At 48.0% G+C, this 22758-nt stretch carries 17 protein-coding genes; 10 read left to right on the top strand and 7 right to left on the bottom strand.

Going from position 1 to position 22758, the window contains the following annotated elements:
• Nucleotides 1-17 precede the first annotated feature (17 nt).
• The 5 genes from F557_RS0108610 to F557_RS0108575 form a co-directional block, all read right to left on the bottom strand.
• A complete protein-coding gene (locus tag F557_RS0108610; RefSeq protein ID WP_019001832.1) occupies nt 18-2621 on the bottom strand; it encodes a sulfatase-like hydrolase/transferase in 2604 nt (867 codons plus the stop codon).
• A gap of 2041 nt (nt 2622-4662) precedes the next feature.
• A complete protein-coding gene (gene aroC, locus F557_RS0108600; protein WP_019001830.1) occupies nt 4663-5766 on the bottom strand; it encodes a chorismate synthase in 1104 nt (367 codons plus the stop codon).
• Nucleotides 5766-6683, bottom strand: coding sequence for a 50S ribosomal protein L3 N(5)-glutamine methyltransferase (gene prmB / locus F557_RS0108595; protein WP_044143191.1), 918 nt, complete (start codon nt 6681-6683; stop codon nt 5766-5768). The genes aroC and prmB overlap by 1 nt, the downstream gene beginning before the upstream one ends.
• 313 nt (nt 6684-6996) lie before the next feature.
• A complete protein-coding gene (locus F557_RS0108590) occupies nt 6997-7203 on the bottom strand; it encodes a DUF1107 domain-containing protein (RefSeq protein WP_019001828.1) in 207 nt (68 codons plus the stop codon).
• A 380-nt stretch (nt 7204-7583) separates the two neighbouring features.
• Complete coding sequence (locus tag F557_RS0108575) at nt 7584-8060, bottom strand: SixA phosphatase family protein (RefSeq protein ID WP_019001825.1); 477 nt, start codon at nt 8058-8060, stop codon at nt 7584-7586.
• Nucleotides 8061-8444: 384 nt separating this feature from the next.
• Here F557_RS0108575 and F557_RS0108570 point away from each other — a divergent pair, with 384 nt between their 5' ends.
• From F557_RS0108570 to F557_RS19350, 10 genes are all read left to right on the top strand, one after another.
• Nucleotides 8445-9404, top strand: a complete 960-nt coding sequence (locus F557_RS0108570) for an AAA family ATPase (RefSeq protein WP_026297832.1) — start codon at nt 8445-8447, stop codon at nt 9402-9404.
• A 102-nt stretch (nt 9405-9506) separates the two neighbouring features.
• The gene (locus F557_RS0108565; protein ID WP_019001823.1) at nt 9507-10421 is read left to right on the top strand and encodes a DUF58 domain-containing protein; all 915 of its coding nucleotides are present in this window, start codon (nt 9507-9509) and stop codon (nt 10419-10421) included.
• Complete coding sequence (locus F557_RS0108560) at nt 10422-11066, top strand: DUF4381 domain-containing protein (RefSeq protein ID WP_019001822.1); 645 nt, start codon at nt 10422-10424, stop codon at nt 11064-11066.
• A complete protein-coding gene (locus F557_RS0108555; protein WP_019001821.1) occupies nt 11051-12037 on the top strand; it encodes a VWA domain-containing protein in 987 nt (328 codons plus the stop codon). Before F557_RS0108560 ends, F557_RS0108555 begins: the two co-directional genes overlap by 16 nt.
• Nucleotides 12030-13730, top strand: a complete 1701-nt coding sequence (locus F557_RS0108550; protein WP_019001820.1) for a vWA domain-containing protein — start codon at nt 12030-12032, stop codon at nt 13728-13730. The genes F557_RS0108555 and F557_RS0108550 overlap by 8 nt, the downstream gene beginning before the upstream one ends.
• A complete protein-coding gene (locus tag F557_RS0108545; protein ID WP_019001819.1) occupies nt 13724-15400 on the top strand; it encodes a BatD family protein in 1677 nt (558 codons plus the stop codon). The genes F557_RS0108550 and F557_RS0108545 overlap by 7 nt, the downstream gene beginning before the upstream one ends.
• A 434-nt stretch (nt 15401-15834) precedes the next feature.
• A complete protein-coding gene (locus tag F557_RS0108535) occupies nt 15835-17058 on the top strand; it encodes an EAL and HDOD domain-containing protein (RefSeq protein ID WP_169335180.1) in 1224 nt (407 codons plus the stop codon).
• Nucleotides 17059-17629: 571 nt separating this feature from the next.
• On the top strand, nt 17630-18121 hold the full coding sequence (locus F557_RS0108520) for an H-NS family histone-like protein (protein ID WP_019001814.1): 492 nt from the start codon (nt 17630-17632) through the stop codon (nt 18119-18121).
• Between the two features lie 504 nt (nt 18122-18625).
• A complete protein-coding gene (locus F557_RS21185) occupies nt 18626-19255 on the top strand; it encodes a rhomboid family intramembrane serine protease (RefSeq protein WP_169335179.1) in 630 nt (209 codons plus the stop codon).
• A gap of 91 nt (nt 19256-19346) precedes the next feature.
• Nucleotides 19347-20534, top strand: a complete 1188-nt coding sequence (locus tag F557_RS19350; protein ID WP_019001811.1) for a capsular polysaccharide export protein, LipB/KpsS family — start codon at nt 19347-19349, stop codon at nt 20532-20534.
• A gap of 197 nt (nt 20535-20731) precedes the next feature.
• Here the strand turns inward: F557_RS19350 and serC are convergent, their stop codons facing one another.
• Together serC and F557_RS0108485 are read right to left on the bottom strand one after the other, a co-directional pair.
• The gene (gene serC, locus F557_RS0108495; protein ID WP_026297830.1) at nt 20732-21820 is read right to left on the bottom strand and encodes a 3-phosphoserine/phosphohydroxythreonine transaminase; all 1089 of its coding nucleotides are present in this window, start codon (nt 21818-21820) and stop codon (nt 20732-20734) included.
• Nucleotides 21821-22247: 427 nt separating this feature from the next.
• Nucleotides 22248-22758 (bottom strand): group II intron maturase-specific domain-containing protein (locus F557_RS0108485; protein WP_044143185.1); only part of this gene is annotated, 511 nt, incomplete at its 5' end.

Genomic DNA, 22758 nt, shown 5'->3' with positions numbered 1-22758 from the left:
CACCAGACCACGGCTGCCTATTTCAGGTTCCGTTTTTTGGGATCGGCTGACTCAAACCATTCGCTGGACTTCCGGTAGCGCTGATCTTCAGGAAGTTCCTCCACATTGCTGATAAGAGTGTCCGTATCGCGCAGGAGCGACAGAATATTCCCAAACACCTCATCCTTGTTTCTGAGGGTACCGGTAATCTCGGACTGGTTTCCGGCAATAACAAAGGTTCCCACATTATCGCCTTCCTTGATGAGAATTTCGTTTCTCGGAGAGAGTTCCTGATAGACAATGGTTTCATTAACCTTTTCTACAAACGGATTCACATGAAGGGAGCTTCCGGAATACGTATCAAGAGTCAGATACTGAATGATTTCTCCCAGAGAAGCGGAGGAAATGTCATTGGTGGAAACAAAAGTCTTCACATTCTTGTCAATGATAATAAGGGGCACTCTGGCAACGGAAAGCCTGCCATAGGTGTCAAATTCCCTCTTGCTGATGGGTATGGAGGCTCTGTGATTCCCGGTAATAACCAGAATTCCGTTTCTGAAGTAGTTTATACGGGTCAGATCCTGTACAAAATGAGCCACCGCCTCATCAGTAAACTGCATTACCTTGTCGAAGTTGAACTCCTTCTGACTGGGATCAATACGGTTCTCTACCGGAACGGCAAAAGGCGCAATTCCAGAACCGGTAATGATCTGTACAAAGAAGTTTTTGCCTCCGGTGCGCATCCAGTATTCCACTTTCCTGGCCATCTCCCCCAGGAACACCTTGTCATCAAGAGCGTCTGACCGGTAACGGGGAGCGGTTTCCGGGAAGCGGGAATCCAGATAGTCCACCAGATAGTCAAAACCGGAATTATCGTACTGCACCTTCTGGACCGGACTGGGCTTGTAGGCATAGGCCATAATGGTGGCATAGCCGGCATTCTTCATGACATAGGGGAGCGACCTTCCGTAGAGCCCCTTTGTTTCAAGCCCCACGCCATTATGAAGGAAGGGATACCCGGTCAGGAAGGTATAATTGGCAGTTTCATCATCATAGCCCAGGGCATAGTAGTTCTTAAACCAGATATTATGATTGGCAATTACATCAATGTTAGGGGTCAGATTCTCCCCGCCGTAGAGACGGCTTCCAAAACTGGAAAGGGAATTTACCACCAGAACGATAACATTTTTATGGGAATTAAGGCCCTGCTTGACAGTGCTGATTTCGCTGGAGGAGGCGGTAATCATTGAGAAATCAAGGTTCTCAATGCCGCGATTGACCTCCACCAGATTGTAGAACTTGTCATCATAAACGCTGCTGGTGCCGATATTAGCGAAATACCCCCAGACAGCCAGACACTCAATAAAAAGATAAGACCAGATCCGGGCCGGAGACATTACCATTTCGGATTTATTCTTACCGAAGGCCAGGGACAGGGTTATCAGAATCACAATAAACGTAACTGCTGTCAGAAGGCCCTGCACCGTCTGGAAGAACAGAATGGATTGGGTAACAAAATCCTGATAGTTCAGCTTGGAAAAATCAAGAGAGGTAAAAATAAGACGATCCGTATCCTTGCCGGTATTAATACCGTAATCCAGGAACATCAGCACCAGTCCCAGAGCCACAGCGACCAGGATCAGATTGCGGACAAACCTTCTTCTTATGACACAGGCGGAAGAAATGAGAAGCACCGCTCCGACGTCAAACGGGAGCTCCTGCTTGACAATATGGATATAGCCCATGAACTCATTACGGTAAATGGTACCAACTTCGCTCTTGAACACTGCATAGCGCACCAGCATCAGAAGAACGAGAACCAGAACGGTCAGGGTCAGGTGGGCATGCCGGACAAAGAAACCTCTAATAGTATAGAAAAAGGAACCGAGGCCAACAGTCAGAGTCCCTATCAGGAGGACTCTGTTGTGGAGAGCATAGGCATCAATAACCTCTCCAAAAATGTACACCAGAACAAAAATCCATCCGGCGGCATTCATGAGAGCTCTGACGTTCTCGACAAGACTGTAGCGCCACGGCACCCTTCTGCCGATGCGCATTATGAGGCCATAAACCAGCTTGAAGGTTATGAAAAGCGCCACAAAGAAAAGCCCCTGCCAGGGATTGTAGGGGTCAACAATGGAGTTAACATCAAAGCGCTGGGTGATAATCTGGGGCCGGTCAGAAAAAACCGGTTCGGCGGTGCTTCTCTGGTAAAAGACAAAACAGGCGCTTTCCCCCTGCTCGTCGCTGCTGGACATGGAAATATTGCTAAGCACCGACTGCATGAAATTATAGGTAAAATCCTGATTGTAGCCGTGGATGGTCAGTGCCCGGATACAGACATTTCCGGTGGCGGAATCATCAAAAAGGAGGGACAGCTGCGAGACTGAGCGCAGATTTGGCAGATCAAACCCATACCTGTGGAAATCATCCCCCTGCTCGGCAGTGAAGGAAACAGAATAGTCCCTGATAAAACGGTCGCTACTGTCATTTTTGTAGAAAATGCGAACATCGGCAGCAGTATTCGACTGCAGCTCGAAAGAAAGATGAACAGGAACGGTAAAACCATACCCCGTCAGATTAACAACTACTGTTATGGCCAGCGCCAGTACTACAAACAACAGATTTTCAAAAAAACGCATTTTAGACAAATCTCTTCACGGAGAGCCTCAAATAAAAAACGAAACCGGTAACACCGCAGTGCCGCCTGGTTGCTCGCATAATTATATATTGCTATGTAATGATAGCCGCCTAGCGAGACGTCATAAACTTGAAGTAAGACAATAAATTACAAGAAAGTCCATAGCATCCGTACAAAAAAAACAGGATACCGCAGACGAAACACCGGTCTTAAAAACGTATCCCGTCGGAATAAAACTCTTCTTACCGAAGCCACGCGCGTATGATAGCCGAAAGCTGTTAACAAAAAAACAACAAAAGCAAAAATAAACACACCTTTCTGAAGTATTCCGCCAGGATTCCGGCTGCAGCAACTCCCATACCAAGGGAGAGATAAACATGAGTTCTCTGAAATATCCGCATATGCCAAAACATCATAATGTGGCTCAGATTAAGAAAACGGCCGGAAATCAGCATTATTATCCTAAAAAGATTCCGACTCAAAAAAGCCTGATTATTTCATACAGCAAAATTAAAATAGCTATCATATTATGATATAAAGAAGTCATTATCAGATACTATCTGCCAGAATTTTACTGCTTTCCTGCAAACATCTCATATTCTTTCAAGAGACCAGACAAATTAATAATCGATATTTTCACCACCTTTAATAAAATCCACACTTAACCAAAGATAAAACACTGAATAAAAACATTGTTAAAATAGCAAACAGCATATAAACAACCAGCTTCACCACTATTGAAAAGGGCAGGGATACAGCATTATAAAAACAAAGACAACAACATTGCACATAATCTCCGCAAGAAATAAGTATAGCTACACCTTGTGCAACACATCCGTAATAATATTTAAGGATAAAAAACAAAAGATAAACTGCATTTACTACAGTAAAGGGAGTGTATTACATCTTAAATACGTCACATAGAAAAAATTTACTCAGATTCCTGCTAAAGCGGCATTTCAATCAAATTAAACAAAGCATTAATCAGTATTAATACATAACATCTTATTAATATTAATACTTATGATTAACACTTACTGACATAGCTGATCAAAACACCTTACAACAATACGCAATAGCGATTATTAATAATATATATACATATCAGCAACCTGAATAATTTATTAATTTTCTGTACATTTCTATGATTAATTATGATTTTAGTTATTAATTTCCAGGAGCATAACCCCTAGCTCCACACTGTCAGATAATCTGCCCATCATAACAGATAATATTAATATAAACAGGTCTCATTATTTCAATAACAGTTGTTAAATTCTGGCAATTCACCAGAAATTGCCATTACAAAAACACTAATCAAGCAACGTATAGCATTCATAACAATAACAATAACAATAACAATAACAAAATAACAATAAACCCCTTCCACAAGGATAAATCACTATAACATTCTACAAATTAGAAACAGACCAGGCCCAGCAGATTATAATAGAGCGATATATGCTATAAAATTAATAAAACAAATAAAGCAGCAATAGTCAAAAATAAAAAATATTAAAAAAAAAAAAATAAAATAAAATCACATTCTCAGACCATTACAACATTTTAATAAGCAAGTATTATCATAAATCACAGCAGAACAACCACCGCATAATAATTTTCCCCCTGTAAAACAGATCGAAGATGTCTTTTATTTATTGACATATCACCACCATACACAATATCAATTCAGCAACAGCAGTATTATTACGAAACAAACAAACAACAACAAAAAAAATCCGGATACTAAGGAACAGGTCCATAACCAATAATATAAACAGTCTCCGTCATATGATTTCAATTACCCTATCATCAACATTGCCCCCTTCACAGGACATTAGCCTGCCCAAGGTTTTCCGTTTTTTAAAGCGGTTTCGGTCACCACCCCGGAAGTGCCTTTAGGAGGCCCCCGGCCCATCATTTTTTACACTCCGCCACCAAAGAAAAACTTAGCACCTGGAAATTGCCGAATCTGCAGACATAAAAAAAACGCCATAACCCGCATAGAGTCATGACGTTTCTGAAAGCAGTATTTGATTTTACTAGTAAGCGGACGAGTTCCCCGGAATTACCGGCGTACTGCAGGTAACCTCGGCATTCTGTGCCCGGTTACGCATCAGGTGATCCATCAGCACCAGCGCCAGCATAGCCTCGGCCACAGGCACTGCACGAATCCCCACGCAGGGATCATGCCGCCCCTTGGTGACAATCTCCGTGGCTTTACCGTCAACATCAACGGTACGTCCGGGAGTCAGGATACTGGAGGTCGGCTTCAGAGCCATTCTGACCACAATATCCTGCCCGGAACTGATACCGCCCAGAATGCCTCCGGCATGATTAGAAAGAAATCCGTCAGGAGTCATTTCGTCGCGGAACATTGTTCCCCGGGAAGCAGCAGCCGCAAAACCGTCTCCAATCTCAACAGCCTTAACCGCGTTGATCCCCATCATAGCCGCAGCGATATCGGCATCAAGACGGCCGAAAACCGGTTCACCCAGTCCCGGGGGAACATTGGAGGCTGTTACCTCCACCAGAGCCCCGCAGGAATCCCGGGTCTTGAGAATCCCATCCAGATATTCCCTGACCTGATCTGCCATGGCATTATCACACAGGAAAAACTCATTAAGCTGCCGGTCTCCCGGCACTACCCGCGAACAGGAAATCGGACCGACCTGCCGGACATATCCCCTGATAGAGATCCTCTTGGAGCTCAGATACTTTTTCGCAATAGCTCCGGCAGCCACTCTCATGGCGGTCTCACGAGCGGATGACCGCCCGCCGCCACGATAGTCCCGGATCCCGTACTTCTGCATGTAGGTATAGTCAGCATGACCGGGTCTGAAAGTTCTGGCGATATCGGCATAGTCCTTGGATTTCTGGTCAACATTTGTAATCAGAAGACCGATAGGGGTGCCCGTGGTTTTTCCCTCAAACACGCCGGAAACGATCTTTACTGTATCCGGCTCGTTTCTCATGGTAGTAAACTTACTGGTACCCGGACGTCTTCTGTCAAGATCCGGCTGAATATCCTCCTCGGAGAGTTCCATTCCCGGAGGGCATCCGTCAACAATAGCCATCAGACCATAGCCATGACTTTCACCGCAGGTGGTAACCCGGAACAGCTCTCCAAAAGTATTTCCGGCCATTATTTCGCTTCCTCCTTTTGACCGTAAACGCTGAAAATCTCAGCGAATTCAATAAGCTCGTCATACGTCAGCACAAAAACACCATCCCCGCCGTTCTTAAAGGTCACCCAGTGGAACGGCACCTCCGGAAATTCCTCCTCCAGAGCCACTCTGCTGTTACCGACCTCGCATACCAGAATACTGTTTTCGGCCATATAGTAGGAGGCGGAGGCCAGAATTCTCTTCACGATGCCGAGCCCGTCATCACCGGCCTCCAGAGCCAGACGGGGCTCATGGGAATATTCCTCCGGCATATTTTCCAGATCGCAGGAATCCACATACGGCGGATTGCAGACAATGAGATCGTAGCGCTCATCATCAGGGATCTCGGCAAAAAGATCGCTCTGGTATGGGAATACCACATTCTCCAGGCCGTAATTGGCAATGTTTACGGAACATACCTCCAGAGCATCTTCGCTGATATCGACGGCATCAATAGTAGTTCCCTTGCGGTACATATCGGCACAGGCAATAGCAATGCAGCCGCTTCCGGTGCACATATCCAGAATTCTGCGGGGATAGTGCTTAAGGTACGGCTTGAAGCTGGCCTGAATCATTTCGGCAATCGGAGATCTCGGAATGAGAACCCGGTCATCAACATAAAATTCCAAACCGCAGAACCAGGCTCTCCCGGTAAGGTAGGCAGCAGGAACGCGATCGTTTACCCGGGACATGAGCAGCCGGGCAATATTCTTCTTTTCACGTACCGAAAGACGCGTCTCCAGCGTTTCGGAATCAGCCGGGGGATCCAGATTGATGGCACACATGACCAGATACATGGCCTCATCCCAGCAGCTCTGGGTGCCATGTCCGAGAAACACCTCGCTTTCAATAAGATAGCTGGTTGCATAGCGTACAGCATCATTAACGGTTACCATTTCATCGACAAATTCGGTTTCGATGTTTTCCGGAAACTTCTGAAGCTCCGGAATTTTAAAAGATTTACTATCACTCATGGTGGTATGCCCTAACAAAACAAAGCGTCTTACGCCATATTACCTATATTTTCCCTGAATTATAGCGTCAATAATGCGTCCGCCGTAGAAAAAACAGCGTTTGAGGATTTCAGATGAATATTTTGTGACCAAAGACCGGCAATCCGGGAAAGAATGCAGAAAAAGAAACGGACAAAAAAGCAGGAACACAGCATCCCTGCAGAAAAAAAATGATATCAGAGAAGGAAATATCAGTTCAGGCAGCTCCCTTGCAGCGCTGAATCTCTCTGTTTATTTCGGATACTATGGCCAGAGATCTCTTGTCGGCATCTCTGGGGGGCATCACCCCGCCCCTGTCGAACTCGTAGGTTCCGACACCCTGTACTGAAAACTGTCCCCTGTAAAAGGTCCTGACATGCCTGGCAATAAGAACCGGCGTGAATTTTTTGAATACCCGGAGCATAGGCGATTGTTTTCCTGTTATCCGCAAAAGAAAAAATCCTCTCAAAAAAACCGAGACTGCAGCCAGCCCTGAACTCCTGGACCATCGGCGGGTTCTTCCCTGAACCCGTTTTACATCATACCCCGTGCCAGTGAAAAAAAAAGAGAACCTGGCTGATTAACAGGAAAAAGCCGCCCGGCAATGTTCAAATACCTGATCCGCTCCACATAAAAACACTCTCCTGAAAAAAGAAGCGAAACCGCAGAGTCCTCAGAAATCCGACTCCCGCCACGGGAACACCGGCACCAGCCCCCAGAAAGCCGCCCCGGGAAACCAATAAAGAAAGCCCCGGAGCGTTTTCCCGGGCTCTTAGAACCTCCCGGCCCCGGTTTTATCTGAACTCACTCAGGGAATGAAGCTATCTGTTCATAGCATAACTTTCCAGGAATATACTTTAATACTGTCAGCGCAGCCGGACGAAACTCAAAAAAGGCATTTCGGCCCAGGAATGCTGCATACTGAGTCTCAATTACCGGTATATGAGTTACGATTATCACTCTTTTTTCGCAGTACTCGCTGAAAACAAGCTCGGCAATTCCGGATCCCCCCGGCCTGAGAGCCACATCCTGAATTCTTTCCTCATACTTTAAATGCCGTCCTACAATCTCGGCAGTCTCACAGGCCCGCTCCGCATCACTGGAAAACAGCGCGGAAACCCCGGTAATCCCGAGTTCCTCGCTTATAAAGCGCGCCGAACGTTCAGCCGCGGCAATTCCGGCAGCATTAAGCCCCTTGCGGCCGTCAGCAGTAACTGAATAATCACCATGACGCATCAGAATTACCAATCCGCCCCCGGCAACAGCATCTCTGGCATTCATCTGTACAGTCCCCCCTGAAAATCACAACAAAAGAATCCTTTTCAGCCGGTTCAGCCGAAAAAAATCGCCCTGTACAAAAATACACCAGCTTCCCTGCCGGCAGAGTATCAAAAAGTCCTAAAAAGTGATACAAGACCAATTTTGAAAGCCTGCTGAGCGAAAAAATTAACAGACTCGCAATTTTTCCATTATCTTAAAACAGATCTGAGCACCGACGGACTTTTCAGTCTGCCCCCTGCCGTTTTCCTGTTAAGGCGAGTAATTTTCAGGAAGCAGAACAGAGGTGAAGATGCCGCGGCTGCTATATTGAGGCGAATCCGGACGGATTCCCGATATTGATTCTGGCGGTATATGCCGCAGATAAGAAAAAAGGATTTTATTTTCATGTCTAATGAAGCTGTGTTAAAGGTTCGCGAGTATATGAACCGCAACATCGTCGGCCAGCCAGAGCTGGTAGACGGACTGCTTACAGCGCTGCTCGCTGATGGCCACATTCTTGTAGAAGGACCTCCCGGACTGGCAAAGACCCGTGCCATCAAGCTCCTGGCCGAATGCATCGAAGGTCGCTTTCACCGTATTCAGTTCACACCGGATCTTCTGCCTGCCGACCTTACCGGTACAGATATATATCGGCCTCAGGATGGTACTTTCGTATTCCAGCCTGGTCCTCTGTTCCACCACCTGCTCCTGGCGGACGAAATCAACCGTTCACCGGCAAAGGTGCAGTCGGCACTTCTGGAAGCGATGGCTGAAAGACAGATTACCATCGGCAAGATGACTTACCGGCTTCCCGATCTGTTCTTGGTAATGGCTACCCAGAACCCTCTGGAACAGGAAGGCACCTACCCGCTCCCCGAAGCTCAGCTTGACCGTTTCATGCTTAAGCTGGAGCTTAACTATCCGGATCAGGGTACCGAGCTGCAGATTCTCAGACTGAACCATCTTGAATCCAGAAACGCAGCCCGCGAGGAGCCGCCTTCACTGACCCAGAACGAGCTGTTCGCGGCCAGAAGAGAGGTTCTTGAGGTAACTCTGCCGGATATTCTGGAAAGCTACATCATCAATCTGACTATGGCTACCCGTCGTCCGTACAGCTACGATTCCACTGATCTGGCCAGATGGATTGCCTGCGGTGTATCTCCTCGTGCCACCATGGCATTGGCTAACTGTGCCCGGGTTAACGCCTGGCTTGACAGCCGGAGCTATGTAGCACCTGAAGATATTCAGTACTGCGTCTATCCGGTATTCAGACATCGTATGTTCCTGACAATGGAAGCGGAAGCTGACCGCGTGGATGCCAACCGAGTCATCGAGCTCCTTACCAAGAAGGTAGTGGTAGCCTGAGGATCGGTATAAAGACCAGAGGAGCAGAGGCAACACTCTGCTTCTCTTTGTATCAAACAGCATTTTTCGTGACAAACCGTTATGCACCAGAAGGATTAAACAATGCCAAACGGGATTGAGCTTAAATTTGAGGAACTGATGCTGGTTCCTCCTTTGTCACAGCTATTACCCAACATCATGGTTGCGAGTCAGCGCTATGGTCTCCTGAGAGCAAACAGCCGCGGCAGAGGAATGGAATTCTCTGAGGTTCGTTCCTATCAGCCGGGCGACGATATCAGAACCATAGACTGGAGAATAACTGCCCGCACCGGAAAAACCTTTACCAAGCTCTTCAGAGAAGAGCGCGATCGTAACGTATACATTATTCTGGATCTGGATCCGGCCATGTATTTCGGATCTCAGGGACAGCTGAAGGCTCGCTTCGGATCGCTGATCGCAGCATCCTGCGCCTGGCAGGCTTTTGACATGAAGGACAAGGTTGGCGGGATGATAATTCTCGGTGACACTCCGATACGACACAAGCCTGGCGGAATGCGCGGCGACATGCTAGCCTGGATTCGCAAGGTATACGAAGCATACCAAATCGGGCTGAGACGCCAGAATTTTGATTACTCCATAAGCAACGGACTGGAAATTTTTGTAAACCACGCCCGCCCGGGAAGCGTCTTTCACATAATCAGCGACTTCTACCGTCTGAACGACAATGCCTGGCTGTATCTGAGAAGACTCAACAAGTCTCACATTGTGAGAACCTATCAGATATATGACAAGCTGGAAATGGAAATTGACGGCAAGGGTACCGTGGGCATCAACACCGGAAACAATCAGGGCTTCATCAGCTCTCTCAACAAGGATTTTGTTGACAACTACCGGCGTATCGGAGTCCACCGCATACACAATATTAACCGCATGCTTACCGAAGCTTCTCAGAAAAACATTTGCATAGATGTTTCAGACCCGCTGCTGGGAAAGAGAGAAGAGCAGGACACTAGCGACAGCGAAAACGAGGTGAAGTAAATGGAATTTGACTATTCACTTCTGAGGGATATTCACGAGGGTGTGCCTCCGTCGGACTACAGCGTCTGGTGGCTTTGGGTTATCCTGGGAATTGTTGTGGCCGGCATGATTTTTTATGTGCTGTACCGTCTCTTCCCGCTCTTTGCGGCTTATCTGCGCCTTCGCAAGATTGACATAAAAAGCGAGGCCTTTGTTCCTCTCATAAACTACTGGCTGAAGGAAACTGCCCTTATTATGTACCCTCGCGATCGCATTGCCGGTCTTTGCGGTGAAAAGTGGCTTGAGTTTCTGGATCGTCCGGATTCCGTACCGGTACAGAAGGACATAATCTCCAACGGAGCTCTTAACTCCTTCAAGTCCGGCAGCAAGTATATGGAGCAGCAGATCCGTGATTCGGAGTTTGAAAAGGTAGCCACCCTGTATCAGGCCTCGAGAACCTCCGGACGCGAACAGTCCACTGCCAATAACAGCCATGTCAAAGGCGGCAACGGTACCAGCTTTGAGCTTTTTACCACCGCCTGGAATCAGGTAATTTACGATTATCACAACATCGGCATTAACGATAAAGAAAAGAAAATGCTTGTTTCTCAGTGTAAGAAATGGCTCTTTGCAAACCTAAGGAGAAGACTATGGGTACTCAGGTAGGATTCCATTGGTTCTGGATGATCCTTCTGGTTTTTCTTCCCCTGATCATCAGAGTTCTTCCGGGCAAGAGCAAGAAAAACGAGTTTATCTACATTACCTCGCTGCCGCATTATCTGCCGCATGAACCCAAGAACAAGGTTTATTTCCTGTTCGGGCTGGGCATGGCTGCCTGGTTTTTTCTGATACTGGCAATAATGCGCCCCTATTACCTTGACACCATGATAGTCATCAACCGGCCGCACCGTGACATCATGCTGGCCGTTGATATTTCCGACTCCATGGAAATTCAGGACATGTATGATGCCAGCAACAAGCCGATTTCGCGCTTTCAGGTAGTGAAGAAGCAGCTCAAGGAATTTATTGAAAACCGGGACGGCAAATTCAATGACCGTATGGGAGTCATCCTGTTTGCGGATCATGCCTACGTGCTGTCACCTCTGACCTTCGATAAAAAATCTCTTTTAGAGCTGGTGGACGAAATTGATGCCAGCATGGCCGGACAGCTGACCAATATCGGCGATGCCATTAATCTTGCCGTGGAACGCTTTGAGGAGGCCGGCACCAATCAGAAGATCATGATTCTTCTCTCCGACGGACGCAACACCGCTGAAGGCATTCAGCCTTTGGAAGCGGCCTCCATCGCCCGCGACAAGGATATGAAGATTTACACCATCGGTTTTGGCGGCGGCGTTTTCTCTGCCGACGACCGGGGGCTTGACAGCCATGATACCAGCGCGGAGCTTGACGAGGAAACTCTCAAGAAAATTGCGGAAACGACTCACGGAGCCTATTACAGAGCCCGGGACAGCAGATCCCTTCACGGCCGCTATCAGGAGATCAACTTCCTGGAAGCCACAGAATCGGATGCCGAGTCGTTCCAGCCTGAAAGGGAGCTGTATTTTTATCCTTTAATTATTTCCCTCATTCTGGCTTTGGCAACAGCTATACAAGTAAGGAGAATCAATGGTTGATTTTACTTTGCTGCGTCCGGTAATGCTGGGCGCCCTGCTCCTGCCGCTGATATTCATCTATGTAGATTTTGCCAAGAATTACAAGCTGCAGAGCTTCATAAAGGAAGACATCATTAATTTCCTTATTCCCAAGAAACGCGTCCAGCTCAATGAGGCTGATGCAGAATCTGAGGACGAAGTTGAAGATGCCCGTCCCGGAGTTCAAAAAATTACCGAACAGGAAAGAAAGGATCTGATCGCCAAGCCCAAGCTCTGGAAGAAATACGGCTGGCTTCTCATTCCGTATATTTCCGCAGTGATCGCCCTGTCCGGTCCTGCTATTAAACAGAAAAGCGAGCTCTTCCAGACCGACGAAAACTGGGTGTGGCTTATTGATTCCTCTCCGTCAATGATGGCGGCAGATCTTAAGCCCAGCCGCTTCCAGAGAGCCCGTTTCAGTCTGATCGAGCTTCTGAATGCTTCGAAGCAGCACCGCCGGATATCGATTATGGGCTTTACCAGCAATACCTATGTGGTAACGCCTCTGACCGACGACACCTCGACCCTGCTCTTTTCTCTGCAGGAAATGAGCCCGGAGATCATGCCCACTCTCGGATCTGATCCTCTTCAGGCTCTCGAGATGGCCGAAAAGGTTCTTGACCGCGAGCAGGAGTCCCAGAAGGCTCTCAATAACAGCCAGGACACCCCGGGCAACATTCTGCTCGTTACCGACGACATCAAGGATGAAAACGAGCTCATAGCGGTATCGGATTTCATTCAGCGCTGCAAGTATCCGGTATACATCTATGCCATCGGAACCCCGACCGGGAAGCCCGTGCGCTTCAGAGGAGAGCTCATGCATGACAGCAACGGCGAAACCGTAATGGCAAGACTGCACACCGAGCTCATTGACGAGGTTGCCAAGCGCTCCGGCGCCAAGATCTACTACGAGTTCAACGATGAGGCTCCGCACCTGGAACAGATGTACAGCTACGAACACCCGAAGTATCAGCAGACTGCCAAGAGCAAGTACCAGAACAAGGATATCGGCTACATCTTCCTGCTGGTTTCCCTGCTTTCCGTATTCGGATTTGTTCGCAACTACTTCTTTGCGCTGCTGTTTGCCTTCATGGTGGGAACCGCCACTCTGCTCACCCCGACCCCGGCACTGGCTGACGTCACTGAAATGACCGAGGAGGAAGGCGAGAAGCATCCTAACGAGTACGGCTATCTCCTGTACAAGGACCGCCAGTATGAAAAGGCTCTGTTCTATCTGAAGGATCATATGTGGCGCGGCAATGCCTGGTACCGCATCGGGCGCTATGACAAGGCCCTGCAGGAATACCAGAGTCTTGGGAACGATGCCGAAGCAAAATACAATATCGGGAACTGCTTTGCCCATATGAATACCCCCGGAGCTCTCAAGGATGCGATTCTGGCTTACGAACAGGCTCTGGAGCTTAATCCGGATCACTCCGAGGCCAGCATGAACAAGACCGTTATTGTCGAGTATCTCAGGAAGCTGGACGAGATCAGCAAAAGCCGTCAGGTAAGCGTTATCGACGAAAGCTCGGCTCAGTCTCTGAATACTGTCAACACAGAAGCCAGCACCGTGATGATCGATCCGGGCGAACGCGGCAGTCTGTTACAGAAACGGTTCATTCTTCAGCAGAAAAAGAAACAAGCAAGAGGTAATTTGGAACAGCTATGGTAGTCAGTAAGTTTTTTTCTGTAATGCTCCTTGCTCTGCTCGGTCTCTCGGGACTGGGAGCTTTGGATGCGGTGCATGCGGCAGAAAATGCCGACCAGACGGGCGCAGCGCCGGCTGCAGCTCCGACGAAAAGCTCCTTCAAAATCAGTACCGACAAGACCGTGCTGTTCCACGACGGTACCGGATTCAAGCTGTATATCGCTTTGACAACTCCGCGGCCGATATCCGCCGGGGATCTCAACTACACAGTGCTTAATAAGGACTTTACAGTCGGCAACGTGGTGTTTTCCAGCACCAATGAGTACACCCATACCTGGGTAATACCGCTGGTGCCGAACCGGGCCGGTCTCATAAAGATCCCTCCCATGCCCGTTGGCAATACCTCGGATCTCAGCACTCCCAAGTTTGACCTCAAGGTAAAGCAGGTTGAGGGCATTCGCGCCAAGAATTATATCAAAGCGCAGCTCAGGGCTCAGAACCCCATAAAAAACCAGCTGGCCATGTACCGCGTAGAAGTGGACAATCTGCCGCAGGTCAAAATCACCACCTACACTCCCCCTAAGGGAGCCGGTGTGCATTTTGAGCTGTTTGCCGAGAGAACCGTCAGCCGGGCCAGCGCCGGAAACCGGTTCTACAAGACCACCATCCGCGAATACAAGGCGGTATTTACCAAGGAAGGCCAGATTACCATTCAGGGCCCCTCTATCAGCGGCAATGTTCTGTCAGGGAACGGGGAAAGCCAGTTCATGCAGAAGGCCAAGGATGTTACCATCACCGTGGGACCGAATCCGGAAAATCTCATTGTCTCCGACAATCTGAGCATTTCTGTTAAGTGGAATCCTGTTGATGAAAACATTCATGTAGGTGACCCCATCACCAGAACCATTACCTATATTGCCACCAACAACAGCCTTTCCCAGCTGCCTCGGGTTCCGGTACCGGATTTCAACGAGATGGACTTTGAGTACTATGAGGATGTTACCACCGAAACGGAACAGCTCATGCGCAACAAGCAGCTCAAATCCACCAGAGTTGTCAAGCAGGTGTTCGTTCCCCTGCGCAACCACACCAAGTTTGTGGCAGACCAGAGCGTTATCGAATGGAAGAACCCCAATGACGGCAAGGTCAACAGCATTGTCGTTCTCGGAACCACCTATGATATCAACGGCTTCAGTTTCAGCGATTACATCCCCCGCGATCCCAAAACTGCCTACAAGGTGTTTGCAGCAATTGTGGCCGGAATCCTGTTCATTATCTTCATAATTTACAGCATACTCATGTACCGCAGAAGATATGGCATCTACGGCTGGCTGCATCAGCGTGTTGACTACATGGGATACTGGAGAGCCTTCGCCGGATCCTGGAAGAAGGATGATCCTATAAAATGCCGTACCGCCATCATTGAATGGGCTCAGAAGCGCTGGCCGGAAAAGACTATAGTCGGCCTTTCCGGACTCCCCTTCTACAACAATCCCGGGGTCAAGGAGGAGATGGAAAAGCTCTCCTGTGCCTGCTGGTCCAAGGGGGCTGACGCCTCAAAATGGGACGGAAAGAAGCTCTATAAGCTTGTTTCCAAAAACAAGAATTATAAGAAGCCCAAAGCCAAGCGCGGCATTAACCCTTATGGTCTTAACGGGGAGATTTACGAGACCGTGCGGCAGACTCTGAAATAATTATAATGAAGGAGACATAACTACACTGATAAATCTATTCTTACTTCGTTTTGCGGCATGATTCATTGGGTCATGCCTTTTTTATTTTCCGTCCCCCGGAAATCATTCCTTTACCGGATGATTTCACCTTCAGCGGCCGGATTTTCGGAAATAATATATTCACCTCCGGCAGTTCCGGAATTCCCGTTTTCGCTGCCGGATATCCGTTCCCGGTAATTAGAGCCGCACCAAATATCACAAACGTTTTCACAGTATTTTATTTTCCTGTTGTCCCAGCATGACTGAATTTTCTGGGACTGGTGTTAAAAGATTATTGATATTTGCCAAAAAAACGTGATCCTTGTTGACTGACTGCAATTTGCAGGTTTTATAAAATCCCATTTATTAAGATAATGGTATATGTATTTAAAGCAGTACTGAAGGGGATTTTTAACATGAGCGAGATGTTCTCCTATGTGGCGAAACAGCCGATACTAGACGCCGATAAAAATACAGTAGGATATGAGCTTCTGTATCGTAACGGGCTTACTAACGCCTACCCTAAGGAAATCACCGCAGAGGCTGCAACAGCAACCCTGATTACACAGCAGTTTATAGACAACAAAATTTCATCTCTCGTAGGCGACAAGCTCTGTTTTATAAATTTCCCCTATCCTCTGTTTGTACACAACATCATTGATTTTCTGCCGGTTGACCAGGTAGTGATTGAGGTTCTTGAAGACTGCGTGCCCAACGATTCCCTTTTTGAGCACATCAAGAGTCTGAAATCAAAAGGATTCCGCATTGCCCTGGACGATTTCAACATGAGCCCGGACTGGGAGCGTTTCCTGCTTTTTGTAGACATTATTAAATTCGATTTCAGGGCCTATCCGGTACCGGTTATCAGAAGCTATATTTCCAAGCATACCCGTTTCCCCAATCTCTCATTTCTGGCGGAAAAAATCGAAACCCCCGAGGATTTTGACGCAGCACAGCAAATAGGATGTACCCTCTATCAGGGCTACTTCTTCTCCAAACCGATAATAGTCAAGGATCGTGCACTATCCCAGAATCAAATGACAGTGATGCAGCTTTTCCGGGAGGTTGCCTCTATTGAAATCAATTATGACGCTGTAGAAAAGCTGCTTAAGCAGGACCTGTCTCTGGCATACAAGCTTCTGCGCTATGCCAACAACGTCCGCTACGGTTCCGAGCCCATCACCTCGTTCCGCCATGCGGTGGTATATATGGGCAAGCAGGAGCTCCGGCGCTTCGTATACCTGATCTCCGCCACATCACTGGGGAATGACGCCCCCTCAGAGCTCTATCAGATGTCCCTGACCAGAGCAGCCTTCTGCGAAATGCTTTCCAAGGAAAGAAAAGGTCATACGGATCCCGACGAGGCTTTTCTGTGCGGCCTGTTTTCCCTCCTGGACACCATCATGCAGAAGGATATGAAGGAGATTATGGACGAAATGCCCATCTCAGCTCCCATTAAGGAGGCCATACTCAAAAACAAGGGAGAGATGGCCTTCTACCTCAACTTCGTAAAGGATTATGAAAATCTGGATTTTGACACTGTAACTCTCCGTGCCAAGAGACTGGGCATTACCGAATCCCGGGCAATTGAAATCTATCAGCAGTCCAACGAATGGGCCGGAAAATTCATGAAGAGCTGATCTCCGATTCTTGTTATAAAGCCGGTGCTATGCCGGTTTTTTTTTACCCGGCAAAAGTGTATGCAATTTCCTCCATTCCGGTGCTTCTCAGAACTGCATAATAATCAGAATACTCATAATTCCTGAGCCCGCTTTCATATCTCCGAAAGAGCGATTTTCCTCCGGGAATTTAATCCTTCCCTCCTGAAAATACGGATACTTAATATTTTGCAACATCAGAAAATAACGAATTTATCATATTCGGACGAATATTTAAATCCTGTATATACACCAGGAATATCATCCTTCCGCAACCGCTATAATTAATCAATAATCACACATCGGCAAAGCCGCCTAAAAAGCATTTGAATAATTGTACCGCAGCATTGTTCCGGAATTCAGTTATCAGGTTTTATCACAATTATCTAGTTTAGTTTTTAACCGTTTTTCGAGATTTGAACCGGTACTTTTGCAGTGCTGATTTCGATTTTATTAAAGTTTGAAAAAAAAATTAGTAAAAACATTTTAAACCATAAAAAACTGTGTATAATAGAGTAAACGAATTCATTAGAAAGATAACAAGGAATGAATAATGGCTTTTTCTCATGAAACCAAAGCAAATGCTTTAAAAAGTGCTCTCAGCACCGTTAAATCACTTAAAACCGCTACCAAGGATTTAACCATAGCCGAACTCCAGGATATTATCACCAAGGTTAATCAGGTTATTGAGGAACGCAAGCAGGAAATTGCCGACCGCGAAAATCGTCTTAAGGCTTATGAAGAAGCCCTGAAGCAGATTGATGCCATTCGCGAAAGCTCCGGCATCTCCGAAGAGGATTTCCTTGCTCACTATACTAAGAATACCGCCCCTTCAGAGAAGAAAGAGCGCAAGCCGAGAAAGCCTGTTGTTCCTAAGTACCGCTACACCACTCTTGCCGGCGAGGAAAAGCTTTGGACCGGTCAGGGCAAAACTCCGCTTCCTCTCAAGGAACGCATGGATGCTGACGGAATTACTGACAAGGAACACTACAGAATGTCCGATGATGAAATTGCCGCCATCGAACAGCAGATGAATGCTCAGTAATTTTTAATTATTACTTCTTTTGATTTGGCTTCTCTCATAGAGAAGCCTTTTAATTTCATCATTGTCCGCCATCATTTCTGATAATCGGTTAATAATTCTCCTTTTTACATTTCCCTTCCTATCACTGGCAGTAAGGAATTATTCTCAGTATCATTTTTACTTCAATACTGATATTTGCGCCTGTAAATATACTTTCGGAGAACGCGGTATTTCATCACCTCAGGAGTTGTTCACGCTCTTAATAATTTCCTGATTATCGGATATTTTTGATAAACAGTTCTGCTTTCCCGCAGTAAACTGACCGGCAGGATCCGTCATATAAATCCGGGCAAATTCTATTTAAGATCTTCTCAGGTTTCGGCACTCCTTAATAATACGTCCCTGAAGTTATGGATAATGCTCCGCAAAAGGCCTATAATTATCTGGGCGGAATCGGATTCCCTTTTTATCCCGGGTACCGCTTTCTCAGATATTTCATCCGTTTCTTCTTCATCAGGATTTCTTATGAAAGGACAGGTCATCAACATTATTGTATTTGCACTTCTGGTTGCCGCAGCTCTGGCGTGTTCGCTTGAACATCCGGTAATCTGGAGTCTCAGCCGCTGGGACATTTCTCACGGACATGAGTACTGGCAGTTCCTGACCGGAAATTTCGCCCATTACGACACCCAGCATCTTGTGGAAAATCTTGCCGGCCTGTTTCTGATATGGTTTTTCTTCTTCGGAGAATCATGTGCCACCTGGGGACACCGCCTGACTTCGTTTGTGTTTTCGGGAATCTGTGTCACCCTGGGAATATTCTTCCTTACTGATACCACGGAGTACGCCGGCATGTCCGGAGCCCTGCACGGCATGGCAGCCGCCGCAGCACTGGCCAGACTGTTTCTGGAAAAGGACTGGAAAGGAGCCGTGATTCTGGCCGCTATCGGCATTAAAATCTACATCGATTTCAATCATCCCCAGTTCGGGTTCGACGAAATTACCCGCAACCTGTATGGCAGCAATTTCAATTTCACCTCGCTGAGACAGCAGGTGAACGAGGCAGCAAACTATAGGGTATCGGCCCCGTCCCACCTCTACGGAGCTATTGGCGGCCTCCTAGCCGGTGCCGGGTTTATTATCCATAAAAGATAATGGCGGAGAAACGGGAGCTTATTTTCGGCTGTTCATAGCCATCCGGACAAGGCTTCCCGGTTCCGTTCCCCGGATCTGAGAATTTCGCTTTATGACCACTGTAACCTTTGTAATGACCACCTTCTGGAAACGCAGGGTACTGCCGGCGTTTTTTAAGGGATACCGGATCAGATTCGCCGGAATAAGAAGTCTGAAACACCGGCTGAACACCGGGCAGCTTTCTGCAAAACCAGGCGACGATGACATTGTGGCATTCTGGGCTTCCAATGAAGCCCACTGTACGAAACTCAGGAATCTGGCTAGGGATCTCGCCGCCCGGGGCATTCCAGTTATCAGAATCGAAGATGCCTTTATCAGATCCAACGGCCTCGGCTGCAACTTTTTCTATCCCTACTCTCTGGCCCTGGACAGATCCGGAATTTACTACGATCCTTCCGGTCCGTCGGATCTGGAAAACATTCTGACATCTCTCCGTACCCGTTCTGATTATCAGGAACTCCGCACCCGGGCTGACAGGCTCCGCCGGATCGTTATTGACGGCGGGATAACAAAATACCGCAGCGGCTGCCGCATTAATCCGGTACACGAGGTTGCCGCTCTGCTCCGGGAGAATCCCGGAAAATTCGATCGGGTTATTTTTATCCCCGCTCAGGTGGATCAGGATGCCTCGGTGGTTCTGGGCGGACTGGGCTATAACAATCTCTCCCTCATTCGCAGAGTCCGGAAGGATAATCCCCGGGCACTTATCATCGTAAAAATCCATCCCGATGTCCTGAGCGGACTTCGCAACGGCTTTCCGGAAAAGGACGAGCTTAAGCATCATGTCGATTTTCTGTGCACCGACAGCTACAGCCCTCTGGATCTGGCGGAAATCGCAGACGAGATTCATACCATGTGCTCCCTCACCGGTTTTGAAGCTCTGCTCCGGGGAAAAAAGGTGGTCTGCTATGGCATGCCGTTTTACGCCGGCTACGGTCTTACCGAAGACATCTGTGCGCTGGATGGAAACGAAATTGCAGTAGCGGCCCGTAAACGCCGTGCAAACGTCATCACCGATATTACGGATCTGGTTATCGGATCCCTTATCCTCTATCCCCGCTACTTTAACTGGGACACCGGCTGCGAGGCTTCCGCAGAAGAAGTAGTCTCCGTTCTGCTGAACCATCCTGAAGGAACCCGGCAGAACCGGATTTTCAGGATCCGCAACCAGCTGTACCTCCTGTTCCGGAAATGCTGCACCCTGACCGCAGGGCTTGCCGGGCAGAAGCGTCCGGACTGATACTGCCGTCCTTACAAATTAGCGGCTTCTGAATAAATTGGCTCTTCCTGGATTCGCAGGACAAAACCTTCTCCAAAACAAAAACAGAAAGGCACAGCCGCTGTTCGCGGCCATGCCTTTCAGAGCCAGGTCATATCCGGCTCAAAGCTCCTTTCCCGGCAGGAGAGGAGCGGGAGTCATTTCAGATCCCCGGAGAATCAGTGCCGGCTCTTAAAGCTGTCCATAAACTCGGTAAGAGCCTGCACGCCCTCCAGTGGCATCGCATTATAAAGACTGGCACGCATGCCTCCAAGAACACGGTGGCCCTTGAGACCTACCAGACCGGCTTCCTTGGCCTCTTTCAGGAAGGCCTCATTCAGAGATTCGTCACGGAGATTGAACACTACATTCATGCGGGAACGGTATGCCGGATCCACGCTGTTTACGTAGTAGCCGTCTGAGGAATCAATAAAATCATAAAGCAGTGCGGCTTTTGCAGCATTGCGCTTTTCCATCGCCTCCAGACCGCCAATCTCATCCCGGATCCACTTGAACACCAGTCCGGAAAGATACCAGGCGAAGGTATTCGGAGTATTGAACATGGATCCCTTGTCGCAGGTGATTCTGAAGTCGCAGATATCGGGAGTGAAGGGAGCTGCCTCGCGGATAAGATCTTCGCGGATAATGACCACACAGAAACCGGACGGTCCGATATTCTTCTGTGCACCGGCATAGATAATACCGAACTTGCTCACATCCACCGGCCGGGACAGAATCGTTGAAGAGGCATCAGCCACCAGAGGGACACTGCCGGTATTCAGCGGCTCAAAAATCTCGATGCCGTGAATGGTTTCGTTCATGCAGTAGTGAACATAGGCGGCCTGCGGATCCAGCTTCAGCGCATCCATATTCAGAGAATGCTGGCCCTTCTCATTCAGGCATTCCAGTTCAATGGCGTTAACACCGGTATATTTCCTGGCCTCCTTAAGAGCATATCCGGACCAGGCTCCGGTATGAACATAGTCGGCAGTACCGTCTTTGGCGGCCAGATTCATGGGAACGCTGGCAAACATGCCGCGGCCGCCGCCGTGCATAAAGAGAACCTTGTAATTATCCGGAAGCTTCATGATATCCCGAAGATCCTGGACCGCTTCGTCAGCAAGAGCCTGATATTCCTTGGAACGATGAGACATTTCGATAACGCTCATGCCCAGTCCGTTATAGTTAAGAAACTCCTTCTGTGCCCTGGCCATCACCGGCTCGGGAAGCATGGAAGGTCCAGCTGAAAAATTATAAACTTTACTCATTTCTAAGCGGCCTATGGATAATTACTGAATAAAGGTAACCGTACCTTTATCACCTCTGACGGCACCGGAAAAATTCCGGAAGCCCGTCATATCACACGCAGTCCGGCGACAGTCCGAACGGTGTCCCCGAAAAGCTCCGGAGAAACGCCTCCGGCAGCGGAATTATATCATAAATGCCCCTGCCGTTTCGCAGACTCCGGGAAATCCGCGCATATAGAAATCGCCACCGGGCATTCAGCACCGGACAAAAATCCCCTAAGCCCTGATCCGGCTGTTCCTGCCAAAATAATCCCGGCAGGGAGAACCTGAAGCATATTTCCCGGAGTACAGACATCGGGTAGGGGGAGCCTAACTCACCCCTCCCACACCACCGAACGTGCGGATCCGCATTCGGCGGTTCAAAACGATAAACGCAGAAGTAAATATATCAGCCCTTCCACGCAAACTGTTCCAAAGTAGCCCATCCCTCACTCAGCAGACGCTTATTACTAAGAATTCTGTGAATTACAGGAGTCATGGACATAGTCCAGTACCTATTAGAGGAATACGCATATTCGGATTTTAAAGGAACTCGCTTCGCCCTTTTCCTGAACTCCTCAAGCCTTTTGCCCGGCTTCTTCCACTGCTTCCAGAGAAGCTGCCTGACACGCCTTCTGATCCACGCATCCGTTTCTTTCATCCACGAGTCTGGAACAGCCCCGTAGAAATAATTACTCCATCCGCGTATCTTCATTTCCAGCTTACGCTTGACCGTGGCTATACCACCTTTTGCCCTTCTATCGAGGATTTCTTTGACGGAGTTTGCAAACTTCACACGCTTCTTCTTATGAACCGTTGGGAAATAACGTGTACCCGGATAGGCGTCCTTTAATTTTTGGCTCACACGCTGAGTGAAAGCAAAACCTAAGAACTGTGATTCCTCACTGGCCCTGACTATT

It is taken from the genome of Succinimonas amylolytica DSM 2873, assembly GCF_000378405.1.
Lineage (GTDB): Bacteria > Pseudomonadota > Gammaproteobacteria > Enterobacterales > Succinivibrionaceae > Succinimonas > Succinimonas amylolytica.
The sequence above is the reverse complement of the archived record's forward strand: the minus strand, read 5'-3'. Positions and strand labels throughout refer to the sequence as shown.